The following is a 25,290-nucleotide window of genomic DNA, read 5'->3' as shown; positions in this document are numbered from 1 at the left end:
CCCGCGTGCGTTCGCAGGCGGGCATTCAAAAGCTGATGCCCGCACCGCTGGGCGGTACGGGCATCAGGGAGGTGTGCTGTTGCTACTCGGCGCCCCCGGGGGCGGCGCGGCGGCCGCTGAGTTTGGGCATCTGGCCGGTGGTCCAGTCCTTGAACCCGGCGTCGACGTCGGACCCCGGGCCGCGTTCAGGCCGGGCCTGAAGAGCCTTAAGCAACGCCTTCTTTTCGCGGCGACCCTCCACCAGCCGGTACAGCACGGGGACCAGGATGAGGGTCAGTGCAGTGGAGGACACCAGGCCGCCGATGACCACAACGGCAAGCGGCTGCGAGATGAAACCGCCCCCGCCCGTGAGGCCCAGGGCCATGGGAGTCAGGGCAAAGACTGTGGCGAGTGCCGTCATCAGGATGGGGCGCAGGCGCTGCCGGGCACCGTTGGTAATGGCATCCGCCACGTTCATGCCCGGCCGGCCCTCACGCGGCTGGCGGTACTGGTTGATCAGGTCGATCAGCACAATGGCATTGGTCACCACGATGCCCACCAGCATGAGCATGCCGATCAGCGACGGCAGGCCCAGCGGAACTCCCGTGACCAGCAGCAGGGCCACGGCACCGGTGGCCGCGAAGGGAACCGATACCAGCAGGATCAGCGGCTGGATGAGGGATTTGAACGTGGCCACCATGATCACATACACGATGGCAATGGCAGCCAGCAGGGCCAGGCCCAACTGCCGGAAGGAGTCCGCCTGCTGGGTGGTGGCCCCGCCGATCGTCGCGGTGACGCCGGCAGGCAGCTGGACGTCCGCCAGGCGCTTTTGGACCTCGGTGTTCACGGCACCCAGGTTGGAGCCCGACGGCGTGATGGACACCTTGGCGGTGCGCTCACCGTTGCTGGCGGTGATGGAGACGGGGACGTCCACCTGCTCCACGGAGGCAATGCTTCCCAGCGTTACCGGCTTGCCGCCAGCCGGCAGCGGGATGTTGCGGACGGCGTCAATGCTGGTGAATTTTGTGCCCTGGCCGATCCGCACCGGGAAATCATTGGTGTCGATGCGGACCGTCCCCGCGGGAATGGGGCTGATGGTGGAAGCCAGGACCCCGGCAACCTGTTGCTCGTTCAGTCCTGCGGCCACCGCCTTTGCCCTGTCCACCTTCACCTGCACCACGGGGTTGCTGGCCGCCAGGTTGCTGGCCACCTCGCTGGTGCCGGGAACGCCGGACATGGCGGCAACCATGGTGTCGCTGGCGGACTGCAGGTCGGCGCTGGTGGCGGCCTTCAGCGTGATGTCCACGGTGGACGAGGTACCGAAGCCGCCCTGCTGGGTGCCAACGGAGATCTTGCCGGAATCAGGCACCTTGGCCAGCTCGGTCCGGACAGTGTCCTGGAGCCGTTCCTGGTTGGCCTTCTCGTCAGTGACCACGGTGAAAGTGGAGTTCGAGGACCCGGTGGAGGTCAGCGCGGCGAACCCGGCCTGCGCATTGCCCGACGTTACCTGGACGTCTTTGATGCCGTCGATGCCGCGCAGGACCTCCTCGAGCCGGATTGCGGCGGCGCTGGTGTCCGCGAGGCTGGTTCCGGCAGGCAGCACCTGACGCACGGTCAGGCTGTTCTGTCCCGAGTTCCCCAGCAGGTTGGTAGCCAGCAGTGGCGTCATGGCGCCCGTGGCGACGAGCACCAGGACGGCGGCCACCAGGGTGATGACCGGGTGTTTCTGGGTGGACCGGAGGATGGGCAGGTAGCCGCGCTGCAGGCGGCTGCGCTGCTCGGCGTCGTGCGCCTTGGCTCGGGCTTCCGCGGCAATCCGGCGGGCCTCGGCGGAACCGGCCGGTGCTCCGTCCGGGGCGCCCTTGGGGTTTTTGAGGAACCAGTAGGCGAGCACCGGAACGATGGTCAGGGACACCAGCAGCGACGCCAGCAGCGCCATGGTGACGGTCAGGGCAAACGGCCGGAACAGTTCGCCGGCCAGATCGCCGACGAAGGCAATCGGCAGGAACACGGCCACCGTCGTCAGCGTGGAGGCTGTGATGGCACCGGCCACCTCCCTGATGGCGGTGAGGATCGCCGTCGACTTTTCTTCGCCGTAGCTGAGGTGCCTCTTGATGTTCTCGATGACCACGATCGAGTCGTCCACCACGCGTCCGATCGCGATGGTGAGTGCGCCGAGGGTCAGGATGTTCAGCGAATAGCCCGTGCCCGAAAGACCGATGAACGTGATGAGCAGCGACAGCGGGATGGAGACGGCGGTGACCAGCGTGGAACGCGCCGACATCAGGAACAGCAGGATGACCGCGACCGCGAATCCCAGCCCCAGCAGGCCTTCCGTGGTGAGGTCCTTGATGGACTTTTCGATGAACGGTGCCTGGTCAAAGACAGGTGTGAACTTTGCGTTCGAGCCCAGCTCCGCCTGGAGATCCTGCAGGGAGTCCCGCACCGCATGGGAAATCCCCACCGTGTCACCCTCGGGTTTCTTGGTGACGGAAACAGCCAGGGTCTCGGCCCCATTGGTGCGGGTGATGGAAGTGCGTTCGTCGTCCTTGAGCGAGACGTCGGCCACCGAGCCGACGGTCGCTGCGTTCTTCGCCCCGGCCAGCGGAAGGGCCTTGATGGCGTCAAGGGAATCCACCGGGCTGCCGATCTGCAGGGAGAGGGTCTTTCCCTGGTCCTCGAGGGTTCCGGCCGGGACCAGGGCTCCGTTGTTGGAAAGGGCGTCCTTTATCGCGGTCACGCCCACGCCCGCGGCGGCGAGGGCATCGGTGCGTGGCAGGATCTCGATGTGCTGGGACGCGCCACCGGTCACGTCGGCGCTGCGGACGCCGTCGATCTTCTGCAGCCGGGGCACGGTCAGGCGCTGCAGGTCAGCGTTCAGGTCACTCAGGGACTTGTCCGAGGACACCGCGAGGAACACGATGGGGAAATCGCTGATGCTCCCGGCGATGGCCTGCGGCTGGACATCGCTGGGAAGCGTCCGTTTGGCGTTGGAGATCGCCCGGTCGATCTGGTTCCGGGCCCGGTCAAGATTGGAACCATAGGTGAACACCAAGGTGATCTGCGAGACGCCGGTGCGTGACGTGGAGGAGGTGGATTCCAGCCCCTCCACGCCGTTCAGTGCCTTCTCCAGCGGGCCGCTGACCTGCTTGTCCACGACCTCGGGCGACGCGCCCGGCATGGAGCTGAGCACGGTGATCTGCGGGAACTCAATGGACGGGATGAGCTCCTGCTTCAACGAGGACATGGTGATCACGCCGAAGACCGAAGCAAAGACAGTGATCAGCGCGATCAGGGCCCTGTTGGCAAGGGAAAGGTGCGCCAGCCGGAACATGGATGCTCTCCTGGGGGTTTAGTGACTGGTACATGCCCTGGGTGCCAGCCGCTGGCCCCGGCAGGGTCAATGGCTGGCGGAAACGCTCTCCAGCTGGAGGGACTTGGCCGTGGCCCGTTCCAGCTCCGCGGCCAGGTCCGGATTTTCATCCAGCTTGACCCCGTAACCGGGCATCATGTCCTTGAGCTTGGACTGCCAGCCCTTGAAATTCCGGGGGAACGTCTTCTGCAGCAGTTCAATCATGATGGGGACAGCGGTCGAAGCCCCGGGCGACGCGCCCAGGAGCGCGCCGATGGAGCCGTCGCGGCCGGCGATCACTTCGGTTCCGAACTGAAGGATGCCGCCCTTTTGCGGATCTTTCTTGATGATCTGCACACGCTGGCCGGCGGTGATAAGTTCCCAGTCGCCGCCCTTTGCCTCGGGGTAGTACTCGCGCAGGGCCTCGACCTTCTGGTCGTGCCGCTTTGCAACCTCCTTGATGAGGTACGCGGTGAGGTCCATGTTGTCCTTGGCCACGGCGAGCATCGGGATGATGTTGCCCGGGCGGATAGACAGCGGCAGGTCCAGGTAGGAGCCGTTCTTGAGGAAGTTCGTGGAGAAGCCGGCGTAGGGTCCGAACAGGAGCGAGCGCTTGCCGTTGACGTAGCGGGTATCCAAGTGCGGTACGGACATGGGCGGGGCGCCAACCGAGGCCTGGCCATAGACCTTTGCGCTGTGCTGGGCGGCGATGGTCTCGTCCGTGCAGCGGAAGAACTGCCCGGAGACGGGGAAGCCGCCGTAACCCTTGCTTTCGGGGATGCCCGAGGCCTGGAGGAGGTGCAGCGCGCCGCCGCCGGCGCCGACGAAGACGAACTTGGCGTGGATCTTGCCGTGCTCTCCGGAACGCGGGTGCTTCAGCGTCAGGTCCCAGCCGCCGTCGGACGCCCGGGAGATGCCGGTGACGTCATGGCCATAGTTGATTTCGACGCCGTTGTTCCCCAGGTAGCCGGTGAGCTCACGGGTCAGCGCGCCGAAGTCGACGTCGGTCCCTTCAGCTGCCCGGGTAGCGGCGACACGCTGCTTGGGGTCGCGGCCCTTGACGATCAGTGGCGCCCACTTGGCAATCTGTGCGTGGTCCTCGGAGTACTCCATGGACCGGAAAAGGGTGTGCGGCTTCAGGGCCTCGTAGCGCGTCTTCAGGAACCGGGTGTGGTCCTCGCCAATCACAAAGCTCATGTGCGGGACGGTGTTGATGAAACCCTTGGGGGAGCCAATCAGGTTGTTGTCCACCAAGTGGGACCAGAACTGGCGGGAAAGCTGGAACTGTTCATTGATGAGCAGCGCCTTGTTGGGGCTTACCGAGCCGTCCTTGGCTGCGGGGGAGTAGTTCAGTTCGCAGAGGGCCGCGTGGCCCGTCCCCGCGTTGTTCCAGGGATCTGAGCTCTCGAGCCCCGGCTGGTCCAGCCGTTCGAACAGCGAGATGGTCCAGTCCGGTTCCAGCTGCTTGAGGAATGCCCCCAGCGTCGCGCTCATTATGCCGCCGCCTATCAGGACAACGTCGGCATGTGGGGTCTTGGAAATGAAAGTCACGATCAGTCTCCGATTGCAGCGGCTCTGGCTGTCACAGAATATCCCCGGGCAGCCGACATACTGAAATTGGACCGGCCCGTCAAGGCTTTAGTTGGACCTTCGTAAAAACTTCATTTAAGACCGGGGACGCCGGGTAGCTCAGGACCCGGTCCGAAAGGGCAAGGGCGGAGATGGGAAAGGCGATGGGAACGGCCGGCACCGTCGCCGCAATCTGGGTGTTGATGGTGTGATACAAGTCATCGCGCTCCTTGCCGTCCGGCAGGCCACGGGCCCTGTTGATTTTCGAGAACACCTGCGGATCCTGATACCCGAATTCGCCGTTCTTCTCGCCGAACAGCGGGCCGACAAAGTTGTCGGCATCCGAGTACGAGCCGTTCCAGCCGAGTATGTGCAGGGCATGGTCGCCGGGGGACTGGACTTTCTGGAGATAGCCATCGGCCCAGTCCACCGGGACGGGCCGGATGTTGAAGCCGACGGCGGTCAGCTGGCGGCTGAGCTCGGCGTAGACCTTTTCGGGGGTCGGGAGGTAGGGCCGGGTGACGTTCAGGGGGTAGTAGAACTTGAGTTCCTCGCCCGCGTAGCCGGCGTCCTTGAGGTAGCTCTTGGCCTTTTCCGGGTCATGGCCCAGTGCCGGGGCATCGTTGTTGAATCCGCTGATCTTGGGCGGGACGAACTGCGTCGCTTTGGCGGTGTTGTCGATGAAGAACTTCCGGATCAGCGTTTCCTTGTCGATCGCAAGCTCCACCGCCTGCCGGATCTTTTGGTTTTGCAGCACCGGGACGTCCTGGTTCATGCCCACGTACATCACGGAGAACGGGTCGCGCTGGACGATCTGCTTGCCTCGCTTGACCAGCTGGTCGAAGTTCCCCACGGTCACGGCGTCGTAGCCGTCGATCTTGCCGTCCAGGAGGGCCTGAAGGCGGGTTTGCGGGTAGTTGAAGGCGAGGAAGTTGATGGTGGCGATCTGCCCGCGGTCGCCCCAGTAGGTCTTGTTGCTGGACAGGGTCACGTTGTCGCTGCCCCAGGCAGCGAGTGTGAAGGGGCCGGTGCCGACCGGGTTGGTGGCGAAAACGGACAAGGCCTGGCCGCCACGGTTTTGGTCCAGCACGTCGGCTTTGCCGGCAGCGAGGGCGGCGGGGGAGGCCATCGCAAAGGCGGGCAATGTCAATGCCTGCAGGAACGCCGTGAAGCGCTGCGTGAGGTCGATCTGCACGGTGTCCGCGGCCACGGCGGTGCAACTCTTGAAGATTGAGAGGCCGGCTTCGTCCGAGTGGGCCTTGAAGACCCCCTTGAAGGAACTGCCCGGTGCCTGCTTCCGCAGTTCGGCGGAGAAGGCGAACCAGCGGTTGAAGTTGGTGCAGACGGCGTCGGCATTAAACGGGGTCCCGTCCTGGAAGGTAACGCCGGTACGAAGCTTGAAGGTGTAGGTGCGGCCCTCGTTGGATTCGTTCCATTCGGTGGCCAGCAGGGGCGTGGGCTTTCCCGTGGTCTGGTCAACTCCCACGAGGCCTTCCATGATTTGCCGCGTGATGCGCTGGGACTCGACGTCGTTGGACAATGCCGGGTCAAGGCCCAGTGGCTGGGCGGCGGTTCCGAAGCTGAAGGTGGCTGCCGGTTCCGCGGGCGTGGAGTTGTCCTGGCCGGGCGTGGGAGAGGGAGCCGGTGTGCCTGTGCATGATGTCACGCCCAGCGCCATGAGGACGGCGCCGGCCTTGAGGGCAGTCCGCCGCGATGTACTGCTGGGCACTCGTTTATCACCTCTGGATCCTGCCGGCTCCGCCGGTTGCGGGCCGGGATCCAGTCTAATGGACACGACCCGGGCACTGCCCGGATCCGGACACGCCAATGCCGGGCCCCTGGATAACCAGTGGAACCCGGCTTGGTCGAAGAACGCTTGTTGCCTGTGAGGGCTACTTGGGCATCAGCACCGAGTCGATCAGGTAGACCGTGGCGTTCTTGGTCTTGACGCCGCCGCAGATGACGTTGGCGTTGTCCACCTTGAGGTTGTTGCCGCTGCCGGTGACGGTGACGGAGCCGCCCTCGACGGTGGCGTGGGTGCCGGCGATCTTGTCAGGGGTGATCTGGCCGGGAACAACGTGGTAGGTCAGGATCTTGCTCAGCAGGGCATCGTCCGTCTTCAGGGTGTCGATGGTGGCGGCGTCAATCTTCTTGAAGGCGTCATCCACCGGTGCGAAGACAGTGAATTCGCCGCCGTTGAGGGTGTCCACCAGGTTGACCTTGGGGTTGAGCTTGCCGGATACCGACGCGGTCAGCGTGGTGAGGATGGGGTTGTTGGAGGCGGCGACGGCCACCGGATCCAGGGCCATGCCGGCTACGGAGCCTGCGCCGGTGGGAACCTGCTGGGCGTAAGCGGCGCAGCCGGGGCCGACCAGGTTTGCTGCCGGGTCCATGCTGCCGGCCGAGGAGCTGGCCATGGCGCTGGATGACGGTGAGGCCATGCTGGAGCTGGGGGCGGAGGACATCGGCGCCGAAGATGCCGAGGACCCGGAGGTGCTGCCCGAACCGCCACACGCGGTGAGGCTGAGCAGAGCGGCCGCTGCAACGCCTGCGACGGTGAAAGTGGTGCGCTTGAAGGTCTGCATTTCAGTACTCCTTGGATCGTTGAGCCTGCTGCCCGTGGAGCGGTGTCCGTGGCGTGCAGTCTGACTTGGGGGTAAGCACCTGCCCTTGGCTGGTGTCTCAATGGCTATTCGGCCGGTGGGCGGAAGTGGATGGGTGGATCCGTGGAGTTTTTCTATTCGGGGCACGAACCGGCATGAGGGAGACGGCTTAAAACAAAGGATCCCCCGGCCAAAGCCGGGGGATCCGCGGTGTGCGCAAGGGGGGACTTGAACCCCCACGCCCGAAGGCACAGGAACCTAAATCCTGCGTGTCTGCCAATTTCACCACTCGCGCGCAGGCTTCCCCCAGGAACGCAGGGCGTTCGACGGCGGGATGCCAGTGTCCATTGTAGCGTCGCGCCGGCGGGGTGGTCCGGCAGGTGCGCCGTGGTCAGGCGTCCAGGTTGAGGTCCCGCCGCAACTTGGCCACATGTCCGGTCGCCCGGACGTTGTACTGTGCGAGGGAAACCTTGCCGTCGGGATCCACCACGATGGTGGAGCGGATCAGGCCTTGGTACGTCTTGCCGTAGTTCTTCTTTTCGCCCCAGGCGCCGTATGCCTCGGCCACTGCGTGGTCCTCATCGGAGAGCAGGGGGAACGTCAGGGCTTCATTCGCCGCAAATTTTGCCAGTTTTTCGACGGGGTCGGGCGAGATGCCCAGGACGTCGTATCCGGAGGCCTGCAGGGAGGCAAGGCTGTCGCGGAAGTCGCAGGCTTCTTTGGTACACCCGGGCGTGGACGCTGCCGGATAGAAGTAGACAATGGTGGAGCGGCCGGAGGCCGGGTCCAGGCTGACCTCCTTCCCGCGTGAGTCCTGCAGGGTAAATGCGGGTGCTTTGTCGCCGGTAACGAGTCTTTCAGCCATTGTTTTTCTCCTTGTTGCGGGCGGGACACAACAGCCTAGTAAGCGGGTGGGGCGAGTGCTAATCGGCACTTGGTTATACTGGCTGCTATGCCTGATATGGATCACTGGCCCACAGGGCGCCTCCTGTCCACTGCTGCGCGCCTCGTTGAACACTCCTGGAACGAAAAACTTGGCGCCATCGGACTCACGCACGCCGGTGTTATCGCCATAGAGGTGCTGGCTGCGCAAGGCCCCATGACCCAGGCCCAGCTCGCCCAGTATGTCCGCGTCCAGGCCCAGACCATGGGCAAGACGCTCAGCCGGCTTGAGTCCCACGGCCATATCGCCCGGGTGCGGAGCACGTCGGACCGCAGGAGCCATGTGGTCTCGCTGACTGAGCGCGGCAAGGAAGCGGTAGCCCAGGCCGTGGAGATGGAGCGTTCGGTGTTGGCTTCCTCTTCGATCGACCCCGAGGTCCTGCGCCAGGAGCTCAAGGCTGTGGTCCGTGAACTCGCCAGCCAGTTCGCCACGACGCCGAGCAACGCCTCTGCGCTGGTGGACTCCGCCAAGTAACCGGCTTTTCATAACGCCGTCAAGCGTGGCCCCGGCAAGGACTGCCGGGGCCACGCTTTTTTGTGTCCGGAGGCCACACTGTTAGGTGCGCGCGGAGCACATGGGGGTCTTGTCGGCGGCCGCCGGTGAGGGGGCTACAGCCCTGCCGGAAAGGTGAACGTGGCGGGGACCGGAACTGGCGCCGCGCCGTGGAACAGGACGACCTCGTCGTGGGCTTTTAGGACCACATCGGAGATCTTCCCGTCGTGCGGAACTCCGTTGACGGCCACACTCCAGCCATCCTGGGCGGAATGTGGCGTTCCTGGCGTTGGGTCGGTGCCGTCCAGGACACCCCATTCGGTGAGGAACTGCCCGAGCGTGTACGTGGCGCCGGCGGTTGGTGCTTCGATGTGGATAATCCCGGATTTGTCATGGCTGTGCAGCGCGGAGATCCCGTTGGGCTGGCCGGCCGGGGTGAAGCTGAAGCCGATGTCCGCCGGAACGGCGACCGGCTTGCCGTCCACGAGGACGTCCAGGTGCGCGTGGAAATGCTCTGCAGCGCCTTCGGCGTTGAGGACCTGAAGCCCGGCGGCCTTGATTCGGTCACCGCCCCCCTGTGGCTTCAGTTCCCATCCGGTGGATGCCGCGGAGGAGGACGCGGTGGGCGGAGCTGTCATGCCGGGCGTGGACACGGCGGTGCCAGGGCCGGAGGTGGCGGTCGCGGAGCATCCTGCGACGGCCAGGGTGATCCCGGCGAGGGCAGCGGTAACGGCGAGCTGTTTTTTCAACTGGGACTACTTTCAATGAGGAAACGGGTACCCCGGTCATATGTGCGGAACCCCGGGTCCCGGCTTAACCCGGTTGCAGCCCGGGCAGGCCGCGGTCGCACCCTGACAGGACATCATGGCAACCTGCAAGAAGACCAGACACAGCTTCGCCGGGCCTACCGATCTCGTCCGGCGGCGTGCCGGGTTCACCAGGGCAGGATACCGACTACCTTCGGGAAGCCACCAGGCAGATTCGGAGGCATTGGATGTGAACCTCTGGGTCGCCGTGCGGCACACCATCCATTACAGGCGCAAAACGAAACCCCGCCTTTACGTGGCCTCTCGGCCAGTAAAGACGGGGTTCCTTTGGTGCACCCCCCGGGACTTGAACCCGGAACCCATTGATTAAGAGTCAATTGCTCTGCCAATTGAGCTAGAGGTGCATCTTGTTTGCTTCAATCTTTCGGGCTTTTTCTTTCCCGTTGATCTCCGCAACGACATGAAACTCTACACGAACTTCCGGTGCAAGTGAAATCGGCGCCCACGGAGGAAGTGCCGTCACCGCCGCAGCCCCAAAACCAGCACGAAATCAGGGTTTTCGTTGTTCGTCATCAGCCACAATCCGCCGTTCGGGGTCCGGATCACGTCCCTGATCCGCCCGTACATTCCTGTGAAATAGGCCACAGGATTACCTGCCTCGGTGCCTTGAAGGGGGACGGCCCACAGCCGCTCCCCGCGCAGCGCGCCCAGGTACGCGGTGCCGCCGTCTATTTCCAGGCCGCTGGGCGATGATTCGCTGGTGGAGGGCCACACGACCTTTGCATCCTGGAATTCCGGCCGGTGGGGTGCGCCCGTCACTTCGGGCCATCCGTAGTTGGCGCCCGGAAGGATCAGGTTGAGCTCGTCATTGACGTCGGGGCCGAATTCACTGGCCCACAGCCTGCCCTCGCCGTCCCAGGCCAGTCCCTGGACGTTCCGGTGACCCAGGCTGTACACGGCATTGCCGAACGGGTTCCCGGGCGCCGGACTGCCGTCCGGGGCGAGCCGGAGGATCTTGCCGCCCAGGGCGTCCGGATCTTGGGGCTGTTCCCGGCGCTGGGCGTCGCCGGTGCCAACATAGAGGAAGCCGTCCGGGCCGAACCGGATCCTCCCGCCGTTGTGCGTCGTTGCTTTCGGTATGCCGGCAAAGACGGTCTGCGGTGGACCGGGGGAGAGTGCGCCGTCGGCGTCCCTTTGCAGCGTCAGCCGGACCACCCGGTTGTCCTCCTGCCCTGTCACGTAGGCATAGAGGTAGCGGTCAACGTCGAAATGCGGTGACAGCGCCAGGCCCAGCAGGCCCCCTTCACCGGCGGGCACCACCCCCGGGACCTTGCCCACGGTGGTGGCCTGTCCGTCGTGGACCGCCTTCAACAACGCCGTTCCCCGCTCGGAGATGATTGCCGTGCCGTCCGGAAGGAAGACGGCCGCCCAGGGGACGGCCAGCTTCAGTTCCAGCTTTTCCTGCACCTCGGGTACGGAGACGGGCGGCTCGGCCGTGGTGCCGGAGCCCGTGCCATGTGTTGGGCCGGGCGAGCCGGTGCACGCTGCCAGCAGGAAGAGCAGGCAGGCCATCCAGTAGGGGCGTAGCGTCATACGGCGGCCCCGCCTCCGGCTAGGGCCGTTTGCGGCGCGGAGCGCGGAAACCGGCAGCCTCGGCGTGCGCGGCAGACTCAAACCAGACATCCGCCCGGATGTGCTCATGGTCGGGATGTCCTTCTTCGTAGTAGACCATCGCAGTGGCGTCTCCCTTGACGCTGTAGTCCGCCGGACCGCTTCCATCGGCGGCCGGCGATGCCGAGCCTGCCCCGTACGGTTCCTTTGCCGCAAGGTGCCCGGCTGGTTCTCCCGCCGCTTCGCTGTGCCCCGGGGCGGCGTCGTGGTGGCCTGATGCTTCCTCCGTCGGGGCGGAGGCCTCCGCATGCTCCGTCGCCTCCGCATGCTCCGTCGCCTCGGATGCTGCCGTCTCCTCTCCGGCGGCCGTCTCGGCGCCGGGCAGCGTCGGGGCGTGGGGGGCGGTGTATTCGTCGTGATGGACAGGATGGACAGGATGGGCCGGTGCGGGGGAGTTGTGCGCCCGGGATTCCTGCCCCCCGGCGCCGTCGTCCGCCGCGTCGGACTCGGCCCCTGCGGCGGGCGGGGCTGCCTGTGACGCTGCGGCCGTGGCCGCTGCATCGTTGGTGGCGGACGGGGCGGGACGTGGCCCGGACGGCCCGGCCTCCGACCACTGGGTTTCCCACTCGGCTTCATCCTGCAGCCTGCGCTCATCTTCCCGGGCGCCGACGGAGCCGGGTGCAGCCATGCCGGCATCGGCGCCGGAAGGGCCCTGGACCGGGTTGTCGGTGGCCTCGGCAGCCGCGGGTGTCGCCGTCCGTGGCGTCGCCGATGAATCCGCCGGTTCCTCAGCCGTTGGCGGGGCTGCCGGTTCGGCGGCGCGGCCGAAGCCCGCTGCCGTGGGTATCCCGGTGGTCGCGGCAGCCTCGGCCGAGGCAGCGGCGCTGCCTCCCTCCAGGGCGCCGTCCGATCTGGTGCCGGAGGCGCCAGGGGTACTGGTTGACCTGTTGCGCTTCAGCAGCCACCAAACGACTGCCGCGAGAACAACGATGAGAATGATCCAGAAAAGAATGTCCATGGCAGGCCTCTCGATCCGGGCGGCGGGGGTGTCCTGTCCCCGACGCTACGTCGGGCAGGCACTGCTGTCCAGAGAAGCCGCGGGCCGCAGGCTGGCGTCCTCCCCGGTCGTGCGGGTGGCCGGACGGAGCCTCGACCACCATCGACGTCTCATTATGTGAGACATGAGTCCACTATTTGGCGAATTTTTCCCGTTATTTCAACGGGAAGCTGATGTGACGGTCGTCCGGCAGCGGTGCGCGCCCTAGACTTTCCCCTATGAGTGACGCCCAGACCGCAACCGCAAACACGCCTGACATCAAGCCCCGCAGCCGCGTCGTCACCGATGGGATCCATGCGGCGCCCGCGCGCGGCATGTTCCGGGCTGTCGGCATGGGCGATGACGACTTTGCCAAGCCCCAGATTGGCGTGGCGAGCTCATGGAACGAGATCACTCCCTGCAACCTCTCCCTGAACCGCCTCGCGCAGGGCGCCAAGGAAGGCGTCCACGCAGGCGGCGGGTTCCCCATGCAATTCGGCACCATTTCGGTTTCGGACGGCATCTCCATGGGCCACGAGGGAATGCACTTCTCCCTGGTCTCCCGTGAAGTCATCGCCGACTCCGTGGAGACCGTCATGCAGGCGGAGCGGATCGACGGCTCGGTCCTGCTGGCCGGCTGCGACAAGTCCCTGCCCGGCATGCTGATGGCGGCCGCCCGCCTGGACTTGGCCAGCGTCTTCCTTTACGCCGGGTCCATCATGCCCGGCTGGGTCAAGCTCGAGGACGGCTCCGAAAAGGAAGTCACGCTGATCGACGCTTTTGAAGCGGTGGGTGCCTGCGCCGCGGGCAAGATGAGCATGGAAGACCTCACCCGGATCGAAAAGGCCATCTGCCCCGGCGAAGGCGCCTGCGGCGGCATGTACACGGCCAACACGATGGCCTGCATCGGCGAGGCGCTGGGCATGTCCCTCCCCGGCTCGGCCGCCCCGCCCTCGGCAGACCGCCGTCGTGATGAATTCGCCCGCAAGTCCGGCGAAGCGGTGGTCAACCTCCTGCGCAAGGGCATCACCGCCCGGGACATCATGACCAAGAAAGCGTTCGAGAATGCCATCGCCGTCACCATGGCCTTCGGCGGCTCCACCAACGCCGTGCTGCACCTGCTGGCCATCGCCCGGGAAGCCGAGGTTGAGCTCACCCTCGACGACTTCAACCGCATCGGCGACAGGATCCCGCACCTGGGCGACCTCAAGCCCTTCGGCCGCTACGTCATGACCGACGTCGACAGGATCGGCGGCGTTCCCGTCATCATGAAGGCCCTGCTCGACGCCGGCCTGCTGCACGGCGACTGCCTCACCGTCACGGGCAAGACCGTCGCCGAAAACCTCGACGCGATCAACCCGCCGGACGTTGACGGCAAGATTCTTCGCGCACTGGACAATCCGATCCACAAAACCGGCGGCATCACCATCCTGCACGGCTCAATGGCTCCGGAAGGCGCCGTCGTCAAGAGCGCCGGCTTCGACGCCGACGTCTTCGAGGGCTCTGCCCGGGTTTTCGAGCGCGAGAAGGGGGCGCTGGACGCACTCGACAACGGCGAGATCAAGGCCGGCGACGTCGTGGTCATCCGGTATGAAGGTCCCAAGGGCGGCCCCGGCATGCGGGAAATGCTGGCGATCACCGGCGCCATCAAGGGTGCCGGGCTGGGCAAGGACGTCCTCCTGCTGACGGATGGCCGCTTCTCCGGCGGAACCACCGGCTTGTGCATCGGCCACGTTGCGCCGGAAGCGGTCGACGGCGGCCCGATCGCCTTCGTCAAGGACGGCGACCGGATCAGGGTGGACATCGCCGCCCGCACGTTCGACCTGCTGGTGGACGACGCGGAACTTGAGGCCCGCAAAGTGGACTGGCAGCCGCTTCCGGCCCGCTACACCAAGGGAGTGCTCGCCAAGTACGCCAAGCTGGTACACAGCGCCAGCCAGGGTGCCTACACCGGCTGACGTCCGGTTTTAGGCTGGTCCTTCCGAGATAGGATCAAAGAGTGGACAGTGTTGTCCACATGGTGAGATAGGGTTGTTGCTCGTTGACACCCATCACACCAGAGGGAAAACTGAACGCATGACTTTCGTTACCGGCATCGTCGTCGTCCTTACCAAGCGCGTGGCACATTAGCCCTGGTAACGAACCGTCACGCGCGAACCCCTCACAGAGCCACCAGGCTGAGGGGTTTTTTTATTTCCCGCCTTTCCAGTCACATTCGAACACCAGAGAAGATCCACAAGGAAGAGTCCGATGAGCAAAGGATCGCCCATCAGCCCCTCGCTGATGGCCACCAAGTCCGCTGGAGCCGCCAAGGCTCCGGAACGCGCCGACCGGACGGCTGACCATGCCGCCGTCGTCGCCGACCTTGCTGCTGTCTCTCCTGTCCTTGGGCCGAACAACGTCGTACCCCCGACGGTGATGACCGGCTCGCAAGCAATCGTCCGTTCGCTCGAAGAACTCGGCGTCGACGACATTTTCGGTTTGCCTGGTGGCGCGATCCTGCCCACCTACGACCCCTTGATGGCCTCCACCATGAACCACGTGCTGGTCCGTCACGAACAGGGAGCCGGCCACGCCGCGCAAGGCTACGCCATGGTTACCGGGCGGGTTGGCGTCTGCATCGCCACCTCGGGTCCCGGCGCCACCAACCTCGTTACCGCCATCATGGACGCCCACATGGACTCCGTGCCCCTGGTGGCCATCACCGGCCAGGTCGCCAGCGGCGTCATTGGCACCGATGCGTTCCAGGAAGCCGACATCGTGGGCATCACCATGCCGATCACCAAGCACTCGTTCCTGGTGACCGACCCCAACGACATCCCCCACGTCATGGCCGAGGCCTTCCACCTGGCCTCCACCGGCCGTCCCGGGCCCGTCCTGGTGGACGTTGCCAAGGATGCCCAGGTGGGACAGATGACGTTCTCGTGGCCGCCGCGGATCGACCTGCCCGGGTACCGGCCGGTCACCCGGGGCCACAACAAGCAGGTGCGCGAGGCGGCGAAACTCATCGCCGCCGCCTCCAAGCCGGTCCTGTACGTCGGTGGCGGCGTGGTGAAGGCGCACGCCTCCGCTGAACTGCGCGCCCTGGCCGAGGCCACGGGAGCACCCGTGGTGACCACCCTGATGGCGAAAGGCGCCTTCCCGGATTCCCACCCGCAGCACGTGGGCATGCCGGGCATGCACGGCAGCGTTTCCGCCGTCACGGCCCTTCAGCAGTCGGACCTCCTGATCACCCTCGGCGCCCGTTTCGATGACCGCGTGACCGGCGTGCTGCGCACCTTCGCACCGCATGCCAAGGTCATCCACGCCGACATCGACCCCGCCGAGATCTCCAAGAACCGCACCGCCGATGTCCCCATAGTGGGCTCGGTCAAGGAGATCATTCCGGAACTGACAGAGGCCGTCCGCAGCCAGTTCGAGGCTTCCGGCACGCCTGACCTGACCACCTGGTGGGCCTTCCTGAACAACCTCAAGGAAACCTACCCGCTGGGCTGGACGGAACCGGACGACGGCCTGATCGCCCCGCAGAAGGTCATCGAGCGGATCGGCCAGCTGACCGGCCCCGAAGGCGTGTACGTGGCGGGTGTTGGGCAGCACCAGATGTGGGCTGCCCAGTTCATCAAGTACGAGCGCCCGCACGCCTGGCTGAACTCCGGCGGCGCCGGCACCATGGGCTACGCCGTTCCCGCGGCCATGGGCGCCAAGGTGGGCGAGCCTGACCGGGTGGTCTGGGCCATCGACGGCGACGGCTGCTTCCAGATGACCAACCAGGAGCTGGCCACCTGCGCCATCAACAACATTCCCATCAAGGTTGCCGTCATCAACAACTCCTCGCTGGGCATGGTGCGGCAGTGGCAGACCCTCTTCTACGAGGGCCGCTACTCCAACACGGACCTCAACACCGGCCATGACACCGTCCGCATCCCGGACTTCGTCAAGCTGGGCGAGGCCTACGGCTGCGCCTCGTTCCGCTGCGAACGCGAAGAGGACATCGACGCCACCATCCAGAAGGCACTCGAAATAAATGACCGCCCCGTGGTCATCGACTTCGTGGTGAGCCCCAACTCCATGGTGTGGCCGATGGTGCCCTCCGGAGTGAGCAACGACCAGATCCAGGTTGCCCGAAACATGACCCCGGAATGGGAAGAGGAAGACTGAGCATGAGCCGCCACACACTTTCCGTCCTGGTCGAGGACAAGCCCGGCGTCCTGACCCGCGTGGCGAGCCTGTTCGCCCGCCGCGCCTTCAACATCAACTCCTTGGCCGTCGGCCCCACCGAAGTGCCGGGCGTGTCCCGCATGACCGTGGTGGTCGACGCCGACGGCGACCTCATCGAGCAGGTCACCAAACAGCTCAACAAGCTGGTCAACGTGATCAAGATCGTTGAGCTGACCCCAGAAACTTCCGTACAGCGCGACCACATCCTGGTCAAGGTACGGGCGGATGCCGCTACACGGCTGCAGGTAACCCAGGCCGCAGACCTGTTCCGCGCCTCAGTGGTGGACGTGTCCACCGACTCGGTCGTCATTGAGGCCACCGGCCATCCGGAAAAGCTCACAGCCCTGCTTTCAGTGCTGGAGCCCTTCGGCATCCGCGAAATCGTGCAGTCCGGCACCCTGGCCGTTGGACGGGGATCCCGCTCCATGAGTGACCGGGCCCTCCGTTCCGCCTAGGCACCAGCCCCGGCGGGAATTGGCGCCCGTAACCGCAGCACCGCAAGACCACTATCTACAACCACTCAAGAGGAGTTACGCAAGTGACTGAAATGTTCTACGACGACGACGCCGACCTTTCCATCATCCAGGGCCGCAAGGTTGCCATTGTCGGCTACGGCTCGCAGGGCCACGCCCACGCGCTGAACCTGCGCGATTCCGGCGTCGAGGTCGTTATCGCCTTGAAGGAAGGCTCCAAGTCGACCGCCAAGGCCGAGGACGCCGGCTTCACGGTCAAGAACGTTGCCGACGCCGCCGAATGGGCCGACGTCATCATGATCCTGGCGCCGGACCAGCACCAGCGCGCGATCTACAACGACTCCATCAAGGACAAGCTGACCCCCGGCAAGGCCCTCGCCTTTGCCCACGGCTTCAACATCCGCTTCGGTTACATCCAGGCCCCCGAGGGCGTTGACGTCATCCTGATCGCCCCGAAGGCGCCGGGCCACACCGTCCGCCGCGAGTTCGAAGCCGGCCGCGGCATCCCGGACATCATCGCCGTCGAGCAGGACGCCTCCGGGTCCGCCTGGGAGCTGGCAAAGTCCTACGCCAAGGCCATCGGCGGCACCCGCGCCGGCGTCATCAAGACCACCTTCACCGAGGAAACCGAAACCGACCTCTTCGGCGAGCAGTCCGTGCTCTGCGGCGGGGTGTCCCAGCTGATCCAGTACGGTTTCGAAACCCTCACCGAAGCCGGTTACCAGCCGCAGATTGCCTACTTCGAGGTGCTGCACGAGCTCAAGCTCATCGTTGACCTCATGTGGGAGGGCGGCATCGCCAAGCAGCGCTGGAGCGTCTCCGACACCGCCGAGTACGGCGACTACGTCTCCGGCCCCCGCGTCATCACCCCCGAGGTGAAGGAAAACATGAAGGCCGTCCTGGCCGACATCCAGTCCGGCGCCTTTGCCAAGCGCTTCATCGAAGACCAGGACAACGGCGGCGTCGAGTTCAAGGAACTGCGCGCCAAGGCTGAACAGCACCCCATCGAGGCCGTGGGCCGCGAACTGCGTTCCCTGTTCTCCTGGCAGCAGCAGGACGTGGACTACGTGGAAGGCTCCGCAGCCCGCTAAGGCCGCCAGCCCAACCACGCAGACCGCAGCGGTGAGGCCGGGTTCACACTTAACAATGTGAGCCCGGCCTTTCCGTCGGCCTAGACTTGTTTCCATCCCCAGGACTGCAACGCAGAGGATCAGCCGTGTCAAAACCCGTAGTACTGCTCGCCGAAGAACTTTCCCCCGCCACCGTCGAGGCCCTCGGCCCGGACTTTGAAATCCGCCAGACTGACGGCGCAGACCGTTCCCAGCTGCTCTCGGCAATCAGTGACGTAGACGCCATCCTGGTCCGCTCCGCCACCCAGGTGGACGCCGAAGCCATCGCCGCCGCCAAGAACCTGAAGGTTATCGCCCGTGCCGGCGTGGGCCTGGACAACGTGGACATCAAGGCGGCCACGCAGGCCGGCGTCATGGTGGTCAACGCCCCCACGTCCAACATCGTCTCTGCCGCCGAGCTGACCGTGGGCCACATCCTCAGCCTGGCCCGCCACATCCCGCAGGCCAGCGCCGCCCTCAAGGATGGCGAGTGGAAGCGCTCCAAGTACACCGGCATCGAGCTGTTCGAGAAAAAGATCGGCATCATCGGACTCGGCCGGATCGGCGCCCTCGTGGCAGCCCGCCTCAAGGGCTTTGACACCAAGATCCTGGCCTACGACCCCTACATCACGTCCGCCCGCGCGGCGCAGCTGGGCGTGCAGCTGGTCACCCTGGATGAGCTCCTGGCCCAGTCCGACTTCATCACCATCCACATGCCCAAGACGCCGGAGACCGTGGGCATGCTCGGCGCTGACGCCTTCAAGAAGATGAAGAGCACCGCCTACGTGGTGAACGTCGCCCGCGGTGGCCTCGTGGACGAGGAAGCCCTCTTCACGGCCCTGCAGGACGGCGAGATCGCCGGAGCCGGCGTCGACGTCTTCGCCAAGGAACCCAGCACCGACCTGCCGTTCTTCAAGCTCGACAACGTGGTGGTTACCCCGCACCTGGGTGCCTCGACCGATGAAGCCCAGGAAAAGGCCGGCGTCTCCGTGGCCAAGTCCGTCCGCCTGGCCCTGGCCGGCGAACTGGTGCCGGACGCCGTCAACGTGGCCGGCGGCGTCATCGCCCCCGACGTCCGCCCGGGCATCCCGCTGATCGAGAAGCTGGGCCGCATCTTCACTGCGCTGACCCACGCTTCCCTGACCCAGTTCGACGTCGAAGTGGCCGGCGAAATCTCCTCCCTCGACGTCAAGGTCCTGGAGTTGGCTGCGCTGAAGGGCATCTTCGCCGACATCGTGACCGAACAGGTGTCCTATGTCAATGCACCCGTCATCGCCGAGCAGCGCGGCATCAACGTCCGCCTGATCACCACCCCCGACACCGAGTCTTACCGTAACGTCCTGACGCTCCGCGGCGCCCTGAGCGACGGCAGCCAGATCTCCGTGGCCGGGACCCTGACCGGCCCCAAGCAGGTGGAGAAGCTGGTGGGCATCAACGGCTTCGAAGTCGAAATCCCCATCAGCGAGCACCTGGTGGTGGTGGCCTACACCGACCGCCCCGGCGTCATCGGCACCATCGGCCACATCCTCGGCATGAACAACATCAACATCGCCGGCATGCAGGTGGCCCGCTCCGACGAAGGCGGCCAGGTCCTGGCCCTGCTGACCATCGACAGCTCCGTGCCCCAGCAGGTGCTGGACGCCATCAAGGCCGGCATCGGCGCTGAAATGGTCCGGGAAGTGGACCTGGAAGACTAACGCGACACACCGGCCGAAACGCCGAAGCCGCTCCTCCGCGCAGGCACGCCCGGGCGGAGCCACGTATGATTGGCCGGTCTGCTTAAAATGGCTTGGTCCTGGTTCAGGACCATAGCCGGCAGGCCGGCCAATACCTTTTGCACATCCGTCCGCCATCGCCCACGTCTGCCCGGCGGTTGGAAGTGCGCGCACGCAATCCAGGTTTCAGGGAGTTCCATGAACGCCGTCCAGAGGTTCATCAGAAGCAGGGTGCTGCTGTTGACCGCGGCCATCTTGATCGCAGCAATGTGCTTGTCGGTCGTCGTCCAGAGCCAGTCACAGGCCGCGCTCAACCGGACAATCGACGAAAATTCGAGGGGGCTCTACGACATCCTGGTCCAGGCCAAGGCGCCCTCCGGAGCACTCCTGCAGCCCGAGATCGCCAATGGCGCCGGCGGCATTGGGTTCGACCAGCTGGACTCCATCCGGAAACTCTCCGGCACGTCCGTGGCCGCACCCATCAGCCTGGTCTCGCGGGTAACGCAGAACCTTGAGACGCCCCGGCTCGACGCCATGGACTACCTCGGCTACAACGCCGGGCTCGCCGGCACCGCCACCGCCGACCAGGCCGCAGGGGCCACCGCCCCGAATCAGTGGCCGGCAGCCGAATCCGTCCTCAGCGACACTGCAAAGAAGTACCGGCTGACTGCCAGCGCCGTGAGCTCCGACGGAAACTCCGAGCAGACCCTCTTCAAGACCACCGCCGAAGGCACCCTGGGCAAGGCGCGGCTCGTCGAAGAGAAGGCCCAGGGCGGCAGCAGCATCCGCATCGCCGCACCGGCGGGGGAGACCGGCATCAAATTCCCCAACCCTGCCGGCGGGTCCGAGCACAACCTCTTCAACCTCTCCGTGGCGCTGCCGCTCGCCCCCGAGGTCACCGAATCCGTCGTGGCAGTGGACCCGGCGGCCGAGCGCGCCCTCCTGGGCTCCGCAGGCGACTTCCTGACCCCGCTGGAAAAGGCTCCCCCCGCCGACGCCCGTGACGCCGGCGCCGTGGGACGGTACCTGGAAGGCCTCTTCACCAACGGCATCAGCATGGACCAGCTCAAGGAAGGCCCCGACTTCCTCGGCGTCAAGCTCAAGTACTGGGCACCCCTGATGACCCAGTACCAGCAGGCCAAGCGCAGCGGCCAGCTCAGCGGCGGCTCACAGGCCGTGCCGCTGATCGTCCGGTCGGGCACGTCGCTGGACCTGAAGTACAACGTCAAGATCGAGGAAATCGACGACGCCGGCAAGGTGGTCAAGGACGTCGGCACGGTGTCCAAGTCGTTGGGCAAGGATTACCTGCCGTTCGTGTCCAAGGACCCCTTCGTGCTCTCCTGGCCCGGCTCCACCGACCACTCGTCCCTGCTGGGGAACAACGGCAACTTCAACCAGGGCCTCTACACGCCCGCCAAGTGGAGCACCAACTTTGCCGGCGCCCCCAAGTACACCGACGGCGACACCGCCGCCAACGGTGCCGTGGACAAGACCGCAGTTCCCGGTGACTGGGTAACGGTGAACCGGCTGCCGGACAAGGCCGCCAGCGGCGCCCCCGTGGACCAGACCCAGCGCGACCCGGTAGACGAGCGCTCGTACCGGGACAACCTGTCCACCGGCCAGCAGCAGCCGGCCCAGCCGCTGCCCATGGTCTATGGCACGTTCGACCCCGCTGCCGTTGCCGCCGCCTCGGGTGACGTCAACAAGCTTCCGCTGGGCGGCTACGACCCCACGCCGTTCACCTTGGTCAAGGACGCCGCAGGCAAGGATGTCCCCGCCGCGGAACTGAAGCCTTCCCTCAGCGCCACCGGACTGGCGAGCCAGTCCGCCGGTGCGATCACCGACTACTACGGCCTGGCGGCTGCCCGCGGCTACAAGCAGAACGCCGCGGTCATCGACGCCGTCCGCGTCCGGGCCAAGGCTCCGGGCAGCTGGAAGGAAGCCCAGCCCGAGGTGGAGAAGCTTGCCGCCGAAATCCGGGACATGGGCCTGGACGCCACCATCGTGGCCGGTTCGGCCCGCGAGGACACCAGCATCGCCGTCCCCGGCTACTCAAAGGACGGGGCGGGCAAGGAATCCGCGCTGGGCACGGTCCAGCAGTCCTGGGTCCGGCAGAACGCCGCCGACGCCGTGGCAGGATCCCTGTCCGGAACAAACGTCACCCTGCTGTTCCTTACCCTCTGCGGTGCGGCCCTGCTGACCGGCGCGTCAACCGTCAGCTACATCCGGAAACGCCGGAGCGAGGCCGGAACACTGCGGGCCATGGGCTGGACCCAACGGCGGATCCGCACCTGGGTCCTTGAGGAGTTCGGCGTCGGCGCCGTCCTCCTCGCTGCCGCAGGGATCCTGCTGAGCCTCCTGAGCTGGAGCCTGCCGACCGCCCTGGTGTGCGCCGCCGTCGTGGTCCTCTACTGCGGCGCGGCACTGTTCGCCGCGCAACAACTCCGCCACCGCGACGTGATCGACCAGGAACCGCAGCATGACGAGCGGCTCATCCCCGTCGATTCGCCGTTGACCTTCGCCAACCGGCAGCTGGGCACCAACAAGTTCAACACCCTGTCCCTGGCCGTGGCGGTGGGTGTCTTCGGCGCCGCCGTCGGCGGCCTGATCGCCCTGCTGATCGACATTCCGCGGGCCGCAGGTGCCAGCGCCCTGAGCGGACTTGCAGCGGCCAGCGTGACGCTGCCCAGCATCCTGCTGGCAGTGGCCGGCGTGGCCGTGGGGCTGGTGCTCACCCTGGTGACCGGACGCTTCGAGCTCAACTCCAAGCGCCAATACCTGGGCATCCTCCAGGCCATGGGCTGGAACCCGGACATGCTTCGCCAGGTACGTTTGTTCGAGAACGCGCTGGTGGGAACCGTGGCCTTGCCGCTGGGCGTGCTGGGCGCCCTGGGCATCGGCCTGCTGCTGGCACCCTACGCGGCCATCTGGGCCGCCGTGGCCGGGCTGGTGGCCGTACTTTGCTGGATACCGATTGCAACGAAAGTGGTCCAATGACAAACCCGACGAATGTCCAGCGCAGCCGCCGGAGCGGCTCCACTGAGGTCCCCCTGCAGACCCGGGCCAACACCATCGTCAAGTCTGCCGATCACGCCACCCCGCTGGAGATGCGCGACATCACCATCCGTTACGGTGGCGGAAAGGGCGGCGCCGAGGCGGTCAGCGTGGTGGAGGGCTTCGACCTGACCCTGCACGCGGGGGAGATGCACTGCGTCGCCGGCCGAAGCGGTTCGGGCAAGACCAGCATCCTGACCGTTGGCGCGGGGCTGACCCTGCCGACGTCGGGCCGCGTCTTCTGGGAAGGCGACTCGCTCGAAAGCATGGGCGACGACGAAATCGCCGACCGCCGCCGTGCGCTCATCGGCTACGTGGACCAGGGCGGTGCACTGATCGACGGCATGAGTGCCCTCGAAAACGTGCTGCTGCCCGCCGTGCCCGACGGCGAAGTGGAGCAGCGGCGCGACATGGCCAAGGACCTGCTGGACCTGGTGGGACTTGGCCGCCGCATGCGCCACCGCCCGGCCCAGCTCTCCGGTGGCGAACGGCAGCGCGTGGCCATCGCCAGGGCCCTGATCCTGGGCACCCGCGTCCTGGTGGTGGACGAACCCACCGCCAGCCTGGACCGCGCCTCCGCCAACCGCATCATCAGCATCCTGAAGGACACCACCTCCGACGGCATCGCCGTCCTGGTGGCTTCGCACGACCACGAACTGGTCCGGCTCAGCGATACCCTGACAGAACTGATCTAGCCCACCCACTCACGCACCGAAGGTAACGTCCGACCGTGACTGCTTCAGAGAAAACGCCGTTCTACATCACCACGGCCATCACCTACCCCAACGGCGTGCCGCACATCGGCCACGCCTACGAGTACATAGCCACCGACGCCATGGCGCGCTTCAAGCGGCTGGACGGCTACGACGTGATGTTCCTGACCGGCACGGACGAGCACGGCATGAAGATCGCCCAGGCCGCGGAGAAGGAAGGCATTACGCCCAAGGAACTGGTGACCCGGAACGCCGAGATCTACAAGGCGGCACACGCTGCCTTGGGCGTCAGCTACGACCGGTTTATCCGGACCACGGACGAGGACCACTACGCCGCATCCCGGGCCATCTGGAAGAAGATGGAAGCCAACGGCGACATCTACCTCTCCAAGTACGAAGGCTGGTACTCCGTCCGGGACGAGGCCTTCTACGGCGAAGATGACACGGTGGTGAAGGACGACGGCGTGCGCTACTCGAAAGAGACGGACACCGAGGTGACGTGGACGGCGGAGGAGAGCTACTTCTTCCGGCTGTCCGCCTACCAGGACAAACTGCTGGCGCTCTACGAGGCGCACCCCGAATTTGGCGCCCCGCAGTACCGGTTCAACGAGGTCATCAGCTTCGTCAAGCGCGGCCTGGAGGACCTCTCCATCAGCCGGACCACGTTCGACTGGGGTGTCCCCGTCCCCGGCAACGACAAGCACGTCATGTACGTGTGGGTGGATGCGCTGACCAACTACCTCACCGGCGTGGGATACCCGGATGTCGAGTCCGAAAAGTTCCGGAAGTACTGGCCCGCCGACGTGCACATCATCGGCAAGGACATTTCACGCTTCCACGCGATCTACTGGCCGGCGTTCCTGATGAGCGCCGGGCTGGAACTGCCCAAGCGCGTCATGATCCACGGCTTCCTGAACAACAACGGGGTCAAGATGTCCAAGTCACTGGGCAACGTGGTGGCTCCCGCCGACTTCGTGGCCCGCTACGGCCTGGACCAGGTGCGCTTCTTCTTCCTGCGCGAAGTCCCGTTCGGGGCCGACGGCAGCTACAACCATGAGGCCATCGTGGGCCGGATGAACTCGGACCTGGCGAACAACTTCGGCAACCTCGCCCAGCGCTCCCTGTCCATGGTGGCCAAGAACTGCGGCGCCGCCGTACCCGCCCCCGGCGAGCTCACAGCCGCCGACACCGCCATCCTTGCCCAGGCCAACGGCCTGCTCGACGCCGCTCGGGCCGCGTTCGACAAGCAGGAGTTCAGCCGCGCCCTGGAGGCCATCTGGGCCGTGCTGGGGGACACCAACGCCTACTTCGCCGAGCAGGCGCCCTGGGTGCTCCGGAAGACCGACGTCGAGCGCATGAACACGGTGCTGTACGTGACGCTGGAGGTGCTCCGGATAGTGGCGATCCTCGCCCAGCCGGTCATGCCCGGCGCCACCGCGAAGCTCCTGGACGCCCTGGGCCAGCCTGGGGGGGACGCACGCCAGTTCACCGCGATCGCGACCCCGATCGTTCCCGGTACGGCGCTGCCCGCCCCGGTTCCCGTCTTCCCCAAATTCGAGGAACCGGCCGAAGCCTGAGGTTCCGGTGCGGATGAGGGCAGGTGGCGCGGACTTCCGCGCCACCTGCCCTTTCCCATTGCAGGCGCACTGGCCC

General features: G+C 65.8%; 17 protein-coding genes and 2 tRNA genes. 9 read left to right on the top strand and 10 right to left on the bottom strand.

Translation table 11 applies throughout. The annotated features are described in order from the left end of the window. Positions 1-82 precede the first annotated feature (82 nt). The 6 genes from QRM96_RS12700 to bcp all read right to left on the bottom strand — a co-directional run bounded on the left by QRM96_RS12700 (position 83) and on the right by bcp (position 8,371). Positions 83-3,316 (bottom strand): efflux RND transporter permease subunit, encoded by a 3,234-nt coding sequence (locus QRM96_RS12700; RefSeq protein WP_285319897.1) that lies wholly within the window; start codon positions 3,314-3,316, stop codon positions 83-85. Between the two features lie 66 nt (positions 3,317-3,382). After that, on the bottom strand, positions 3,383-4,885 hold the full coding sequence (locus tag QRM96_RS12695; protein WP_018760064.1) for a malate:quinone oxidoreductase: 1,503 nt from the start codon (positions 4,883-4,885) through the stop codon (positions 3,383-3,385). 79 nt (positions 4,886-4,964) lie between these two features. Beyond that, a complete protein-coding gene (locus tag QRM96_RS12690; protein WP_285319896.1) occupies positions 4,965-6,632 on the bottom strand; it encodes an ABC transporter substrate-binding protein in 1,668 nt (555 codons plus the stop codon). A 163-nt stretch (positions 6,633-6,795) separates the two neighbouring features. After that, positions 6,796-7,488, bottom strand: coding sequence for a fasciclin domain-containing protein (locus QRM96_RS12685; RefSeq protein ID WP_109045029.1), 693 nt, complete (start codon positions 7,486-7,488; stop codon positions 6,796-6,798). A gap of 231 nt (positions 7,489-7,719) precedes the next feature. Continuing rightward, positions 7,720-7,801, bottom strand: a tRNA-Leu gene (locus QRM96_RS12680). Between the two features lie 96 nt (positions 7,802-7,897). After that, complete coding sequence (gene bcp / locus QRM96_RS12675) at positions 7,898-8,371, bottom strand: thioredoxin-dependent thiol peroxidase (RefSeq protein ID WP_133830874.1); 474 nt, start codon at positions 8,369-8,371, stop codon at positions 7,898-7,900. A 96-nt stretch (positions 8,372-8,467) separates the two neighbouring features. Here bcp and QRM96_RS12670 point away from each other — a divergent pair, with 96 nt between their 5' ends. After that, a complete protein-coding gene (locus tag QRM96_RS12670) occupies positions 8,468-8,923 on the top strand; it encodes a MarR family winged helix-turn-helix transcriptional regulator (protein WP_018760060.1) in 456 nt (151 codons plus the stop codon). Between the two features lie 134 nt (positions 8,924-9,057). Here the strand turns inward: QRM96_RS12670 and QRM96_RS12665 are convergent, their stop codons facing one another. From QRM96_RS12665 to QRM96_RS12650, 4 genes are all read right to left on the bottom strand, one after another. Beyond that, positions 9,058-9,690, bottom strand: a complete 633-nt coding sequence (locus tag QRM96_RS12665; protein WP_285319895.1) for a hypothetical protein — start codon at positions 9,688-9,690, stop codon at positions 9,058-9,060. A gap of 346 nt (positions 9,691-10,036) precedes the next feature. Next, positions 10,037-10,112 (bottom strand) — tRNA-Lys (locus QRM96_RS12660). A 115-nt stretch (positions 10,113-10,227) separates the two neighbouring features. Then, the gene (locus QRM96_RS12655; RefSeq protein WP_285319894.1) at positions 10,228-11,301 is read right to left on the bottom strand and encodes a PQQ-dependent sugar dehydrogenase; all 1,074 of its coding nucleotides are present in this window, start codon (positions 11,299-11,301) and stop codon (positions 10,228-10,230) included. Between the two features lie 19 nt (positions 11,302-11,320). Next, positions 11,321-12,337 carry a sunset domain-containing protein gene (locus QRM96_RS12650; RefSeq protein ID WP_285319893.1) on the bottom strand — a complete coding sequence of 339 codons (1,017 nt, stop codon included), beginning with the start codon at positions 12,335-12,337 and terminating at the stop codon, positions 11,321-11,323. 257 nt (positions 12,338-12,594) lie between these two features. On the opposite strand from QRM96_RS12650, the gene ilvD reads away from it, so the two are divergent. The 8 genes from ilvD (at position 12,595) to metG (ending at position 25,214) form a co-directional block, all read left to right on the top strand. Continuing rightward, the gene (gene ilvD / locus QRM96_RS12645) at positions 12,595-14,313 is read left to right on the top strand and encodes a dihydroxy-acid dehydratase (RefSeq protein WP_109045024.1); all 1,719 of its coding nucleotides are present in this window, start codon (positions 12,595-12,597) and stop codon (positions 14,311-14,313) included. Positions 14,314-14,605: 292 nt separating this feature from the next. Then, on the top strand, positions 14,606-16,513 hold the full coding sequence (locus tag QRM96_RS12640) for an acetolactate synthase large subunit (protein ID WP_018760056.1): 1,908 nt from the start codon (positions 14,606-14,608) through the stop codon (positions 16,511-16,513). Positions 16,514-16,515: 2 nt separating this feature from the next. Then, entirely contained in the window at positions 16,516-17,028 is a 513-nt protein-coding gene (gene ilvN, locus QRM96_RS12635; protein WP_018760055.1) for an acetolactate synthase small subunit, read from the top strand. 83 nt (positions 17,029-17,111) lie between these two features. After that, on the top strand, positions 17,112-18,137 hold the full coding sequence (gene ilvC / locus QRM96_RS12630) for a ketol-acid reductoisomerase (RefSeq protein ID WP_026264226.1): 1,026 nt from the start codon (positions 17,112-17,114) through the stop codon (positions 18,135-18,137). A gap of 125 nt (positions 18,138-18,262) precedes the next feature. Beyond that, positions 18,263-19,852, top strand: a complete 1,590-nt coding sequence (gene serA / locus QRM96_RS12625; RefSeq protein WP_109045023.1) for a phosphoglycerate dehydrogenase — start codon at positions 18,263-18,265, stop codon at positions 19,850-19,852. Between the two features lie 216 nt (positions 19,853-20,068). Beyond that, entirely contained in the window at positions 20,069-22,867 is a 2,799-nt protein-coding gene (locus QRM96_RS12620) for an ABC transporter permease (protein WP_285319892.1), read from the top strand. Further along, positions 22,864-23,619 (top strand): ABC transporter ATP-binding protein, encoded by a 756-nt coding sequence (locus QRM96_RS12615; protein ID WP_018760051.1) that lies wholly within the window; start codon positions 22,864-22,866, stop codon positions 23,617-23,619. The genes QRM96_RS12620 and QRM96_RS12615 overlap by 4 nt, the downstream gene beginning before the upstream one ends. A 35-nt stretch (positions 23,620-23,654) precedes the next feature. Continuing rightward, the gene (metG, locus tag QRM96_RS12610; protein ID WP_285319891.1) at positions 23,655-25,214 is read left to right on the top strand and encodes a methionine--tRNA ligase; all 1,560 of its coding nucleotides are present in this window, start codon (positions 23,655-23,657) and stop codon (positions 25,212-25,214) included. Positions 25,215-25,290 lie beyond the last annotated feature (76 nt).

The organism is Pseudarthrobacter sp. lyk4-40-TYG-27 (genome assembly GCF_030209295.1).
In the GTDB taxonomy this organism is placed as follows: domain Bacteria; phylum Actinomycetota; class Actinomycetes; order Actinomycetales; family Micrococcaceae; genus Arthrobacter.
The sequence above is the reverse complement of the archived record's forward strand: the minus strand, read 5'-3'. Positions and strand labels throughout refer to the sequence as shown.

Excerpts from the sequence above, each read along its gene's own strand:
- QRM96_RS12700 (WP_285319897.1), bottom strand. The coding sequence starts at position 3,316 with ATGTTCCGGCTGGCGCACCTTTCCCTTGCCAACAGGGCCCTGATCGCG.
- QRM96_RS12685 (WP_109045029.1), bottom strand. The coding sequence starts at position 7,488 with ATGCAGACCTTCAAGCGCACCACTTTCACCGTCGCAGGCGTTGCAGCG.
- bcp (WP_133830874.1), bottom strand. The coding sequence starts at position 8,371 with ATGGCTGAAAGACTCGTTACCGGCGACAAAGCACCCGCATTTACCCTG.
- QRM96_RS12670 (WP_018760060.1), top strand. The coding sequence starts at position 8,468 with ATGGATCACTGGCCCACAGGGCGCCTCCTGTCCACTGCTGCGCGCCTC.
- QRM96_RS12655 (WP_285319894.1), bottom strand. The coding sequence starts at position 11,301 with ATGACGCTACGCCCCTACTGGATGGCCTGCCTGCTCTTCCTGCTGGCA.
- QRM96_RS12650 (WP_285319893.1), bottom strand. The coding sequence starts at position 12,337 with ATGGACATTCTTTTCTGGATCATTCTCATCGTTGTTCTCGCGGCAGTC.
- ilvD (WP_109045024.1), top strand. The coding sequence starts at position 12,595 with ATGAGTGACGCCCAGACCGCAACCGCAAACACGCCTGACATCAAGCCC.
- QRM96_RS12640 (WP_018760056.1), top strand. The coding sequence starts at position 14,606 with ATGAGCAAAGGATCGCCCATCAGCCCCTCGCTGATGGCCACCAAGTCC.
- ilvN (WP_018760055.1), top strand. The coding sequence starts at position 16,516 with ATGAGCCGCCACACACTTTCCGTCCTGGTCGAGGACAAGCCCGGCGTC.
- QRM96_RS12620 (WP_285319892.1), top strand. The coding sequence starts at position 20,069 with ATGAACGCCGTCCAGAGGTTCATCAGAAGCAGGGTGCTGCTGTTGACC.
- QRM96_RS12615 (WP_018760051.1), top strand. The coding sequence starts at position 22,864 with ATGACAAACCCGACGAATGTCCAGCGCAGCCGCCGGAGCGGCTCCACT.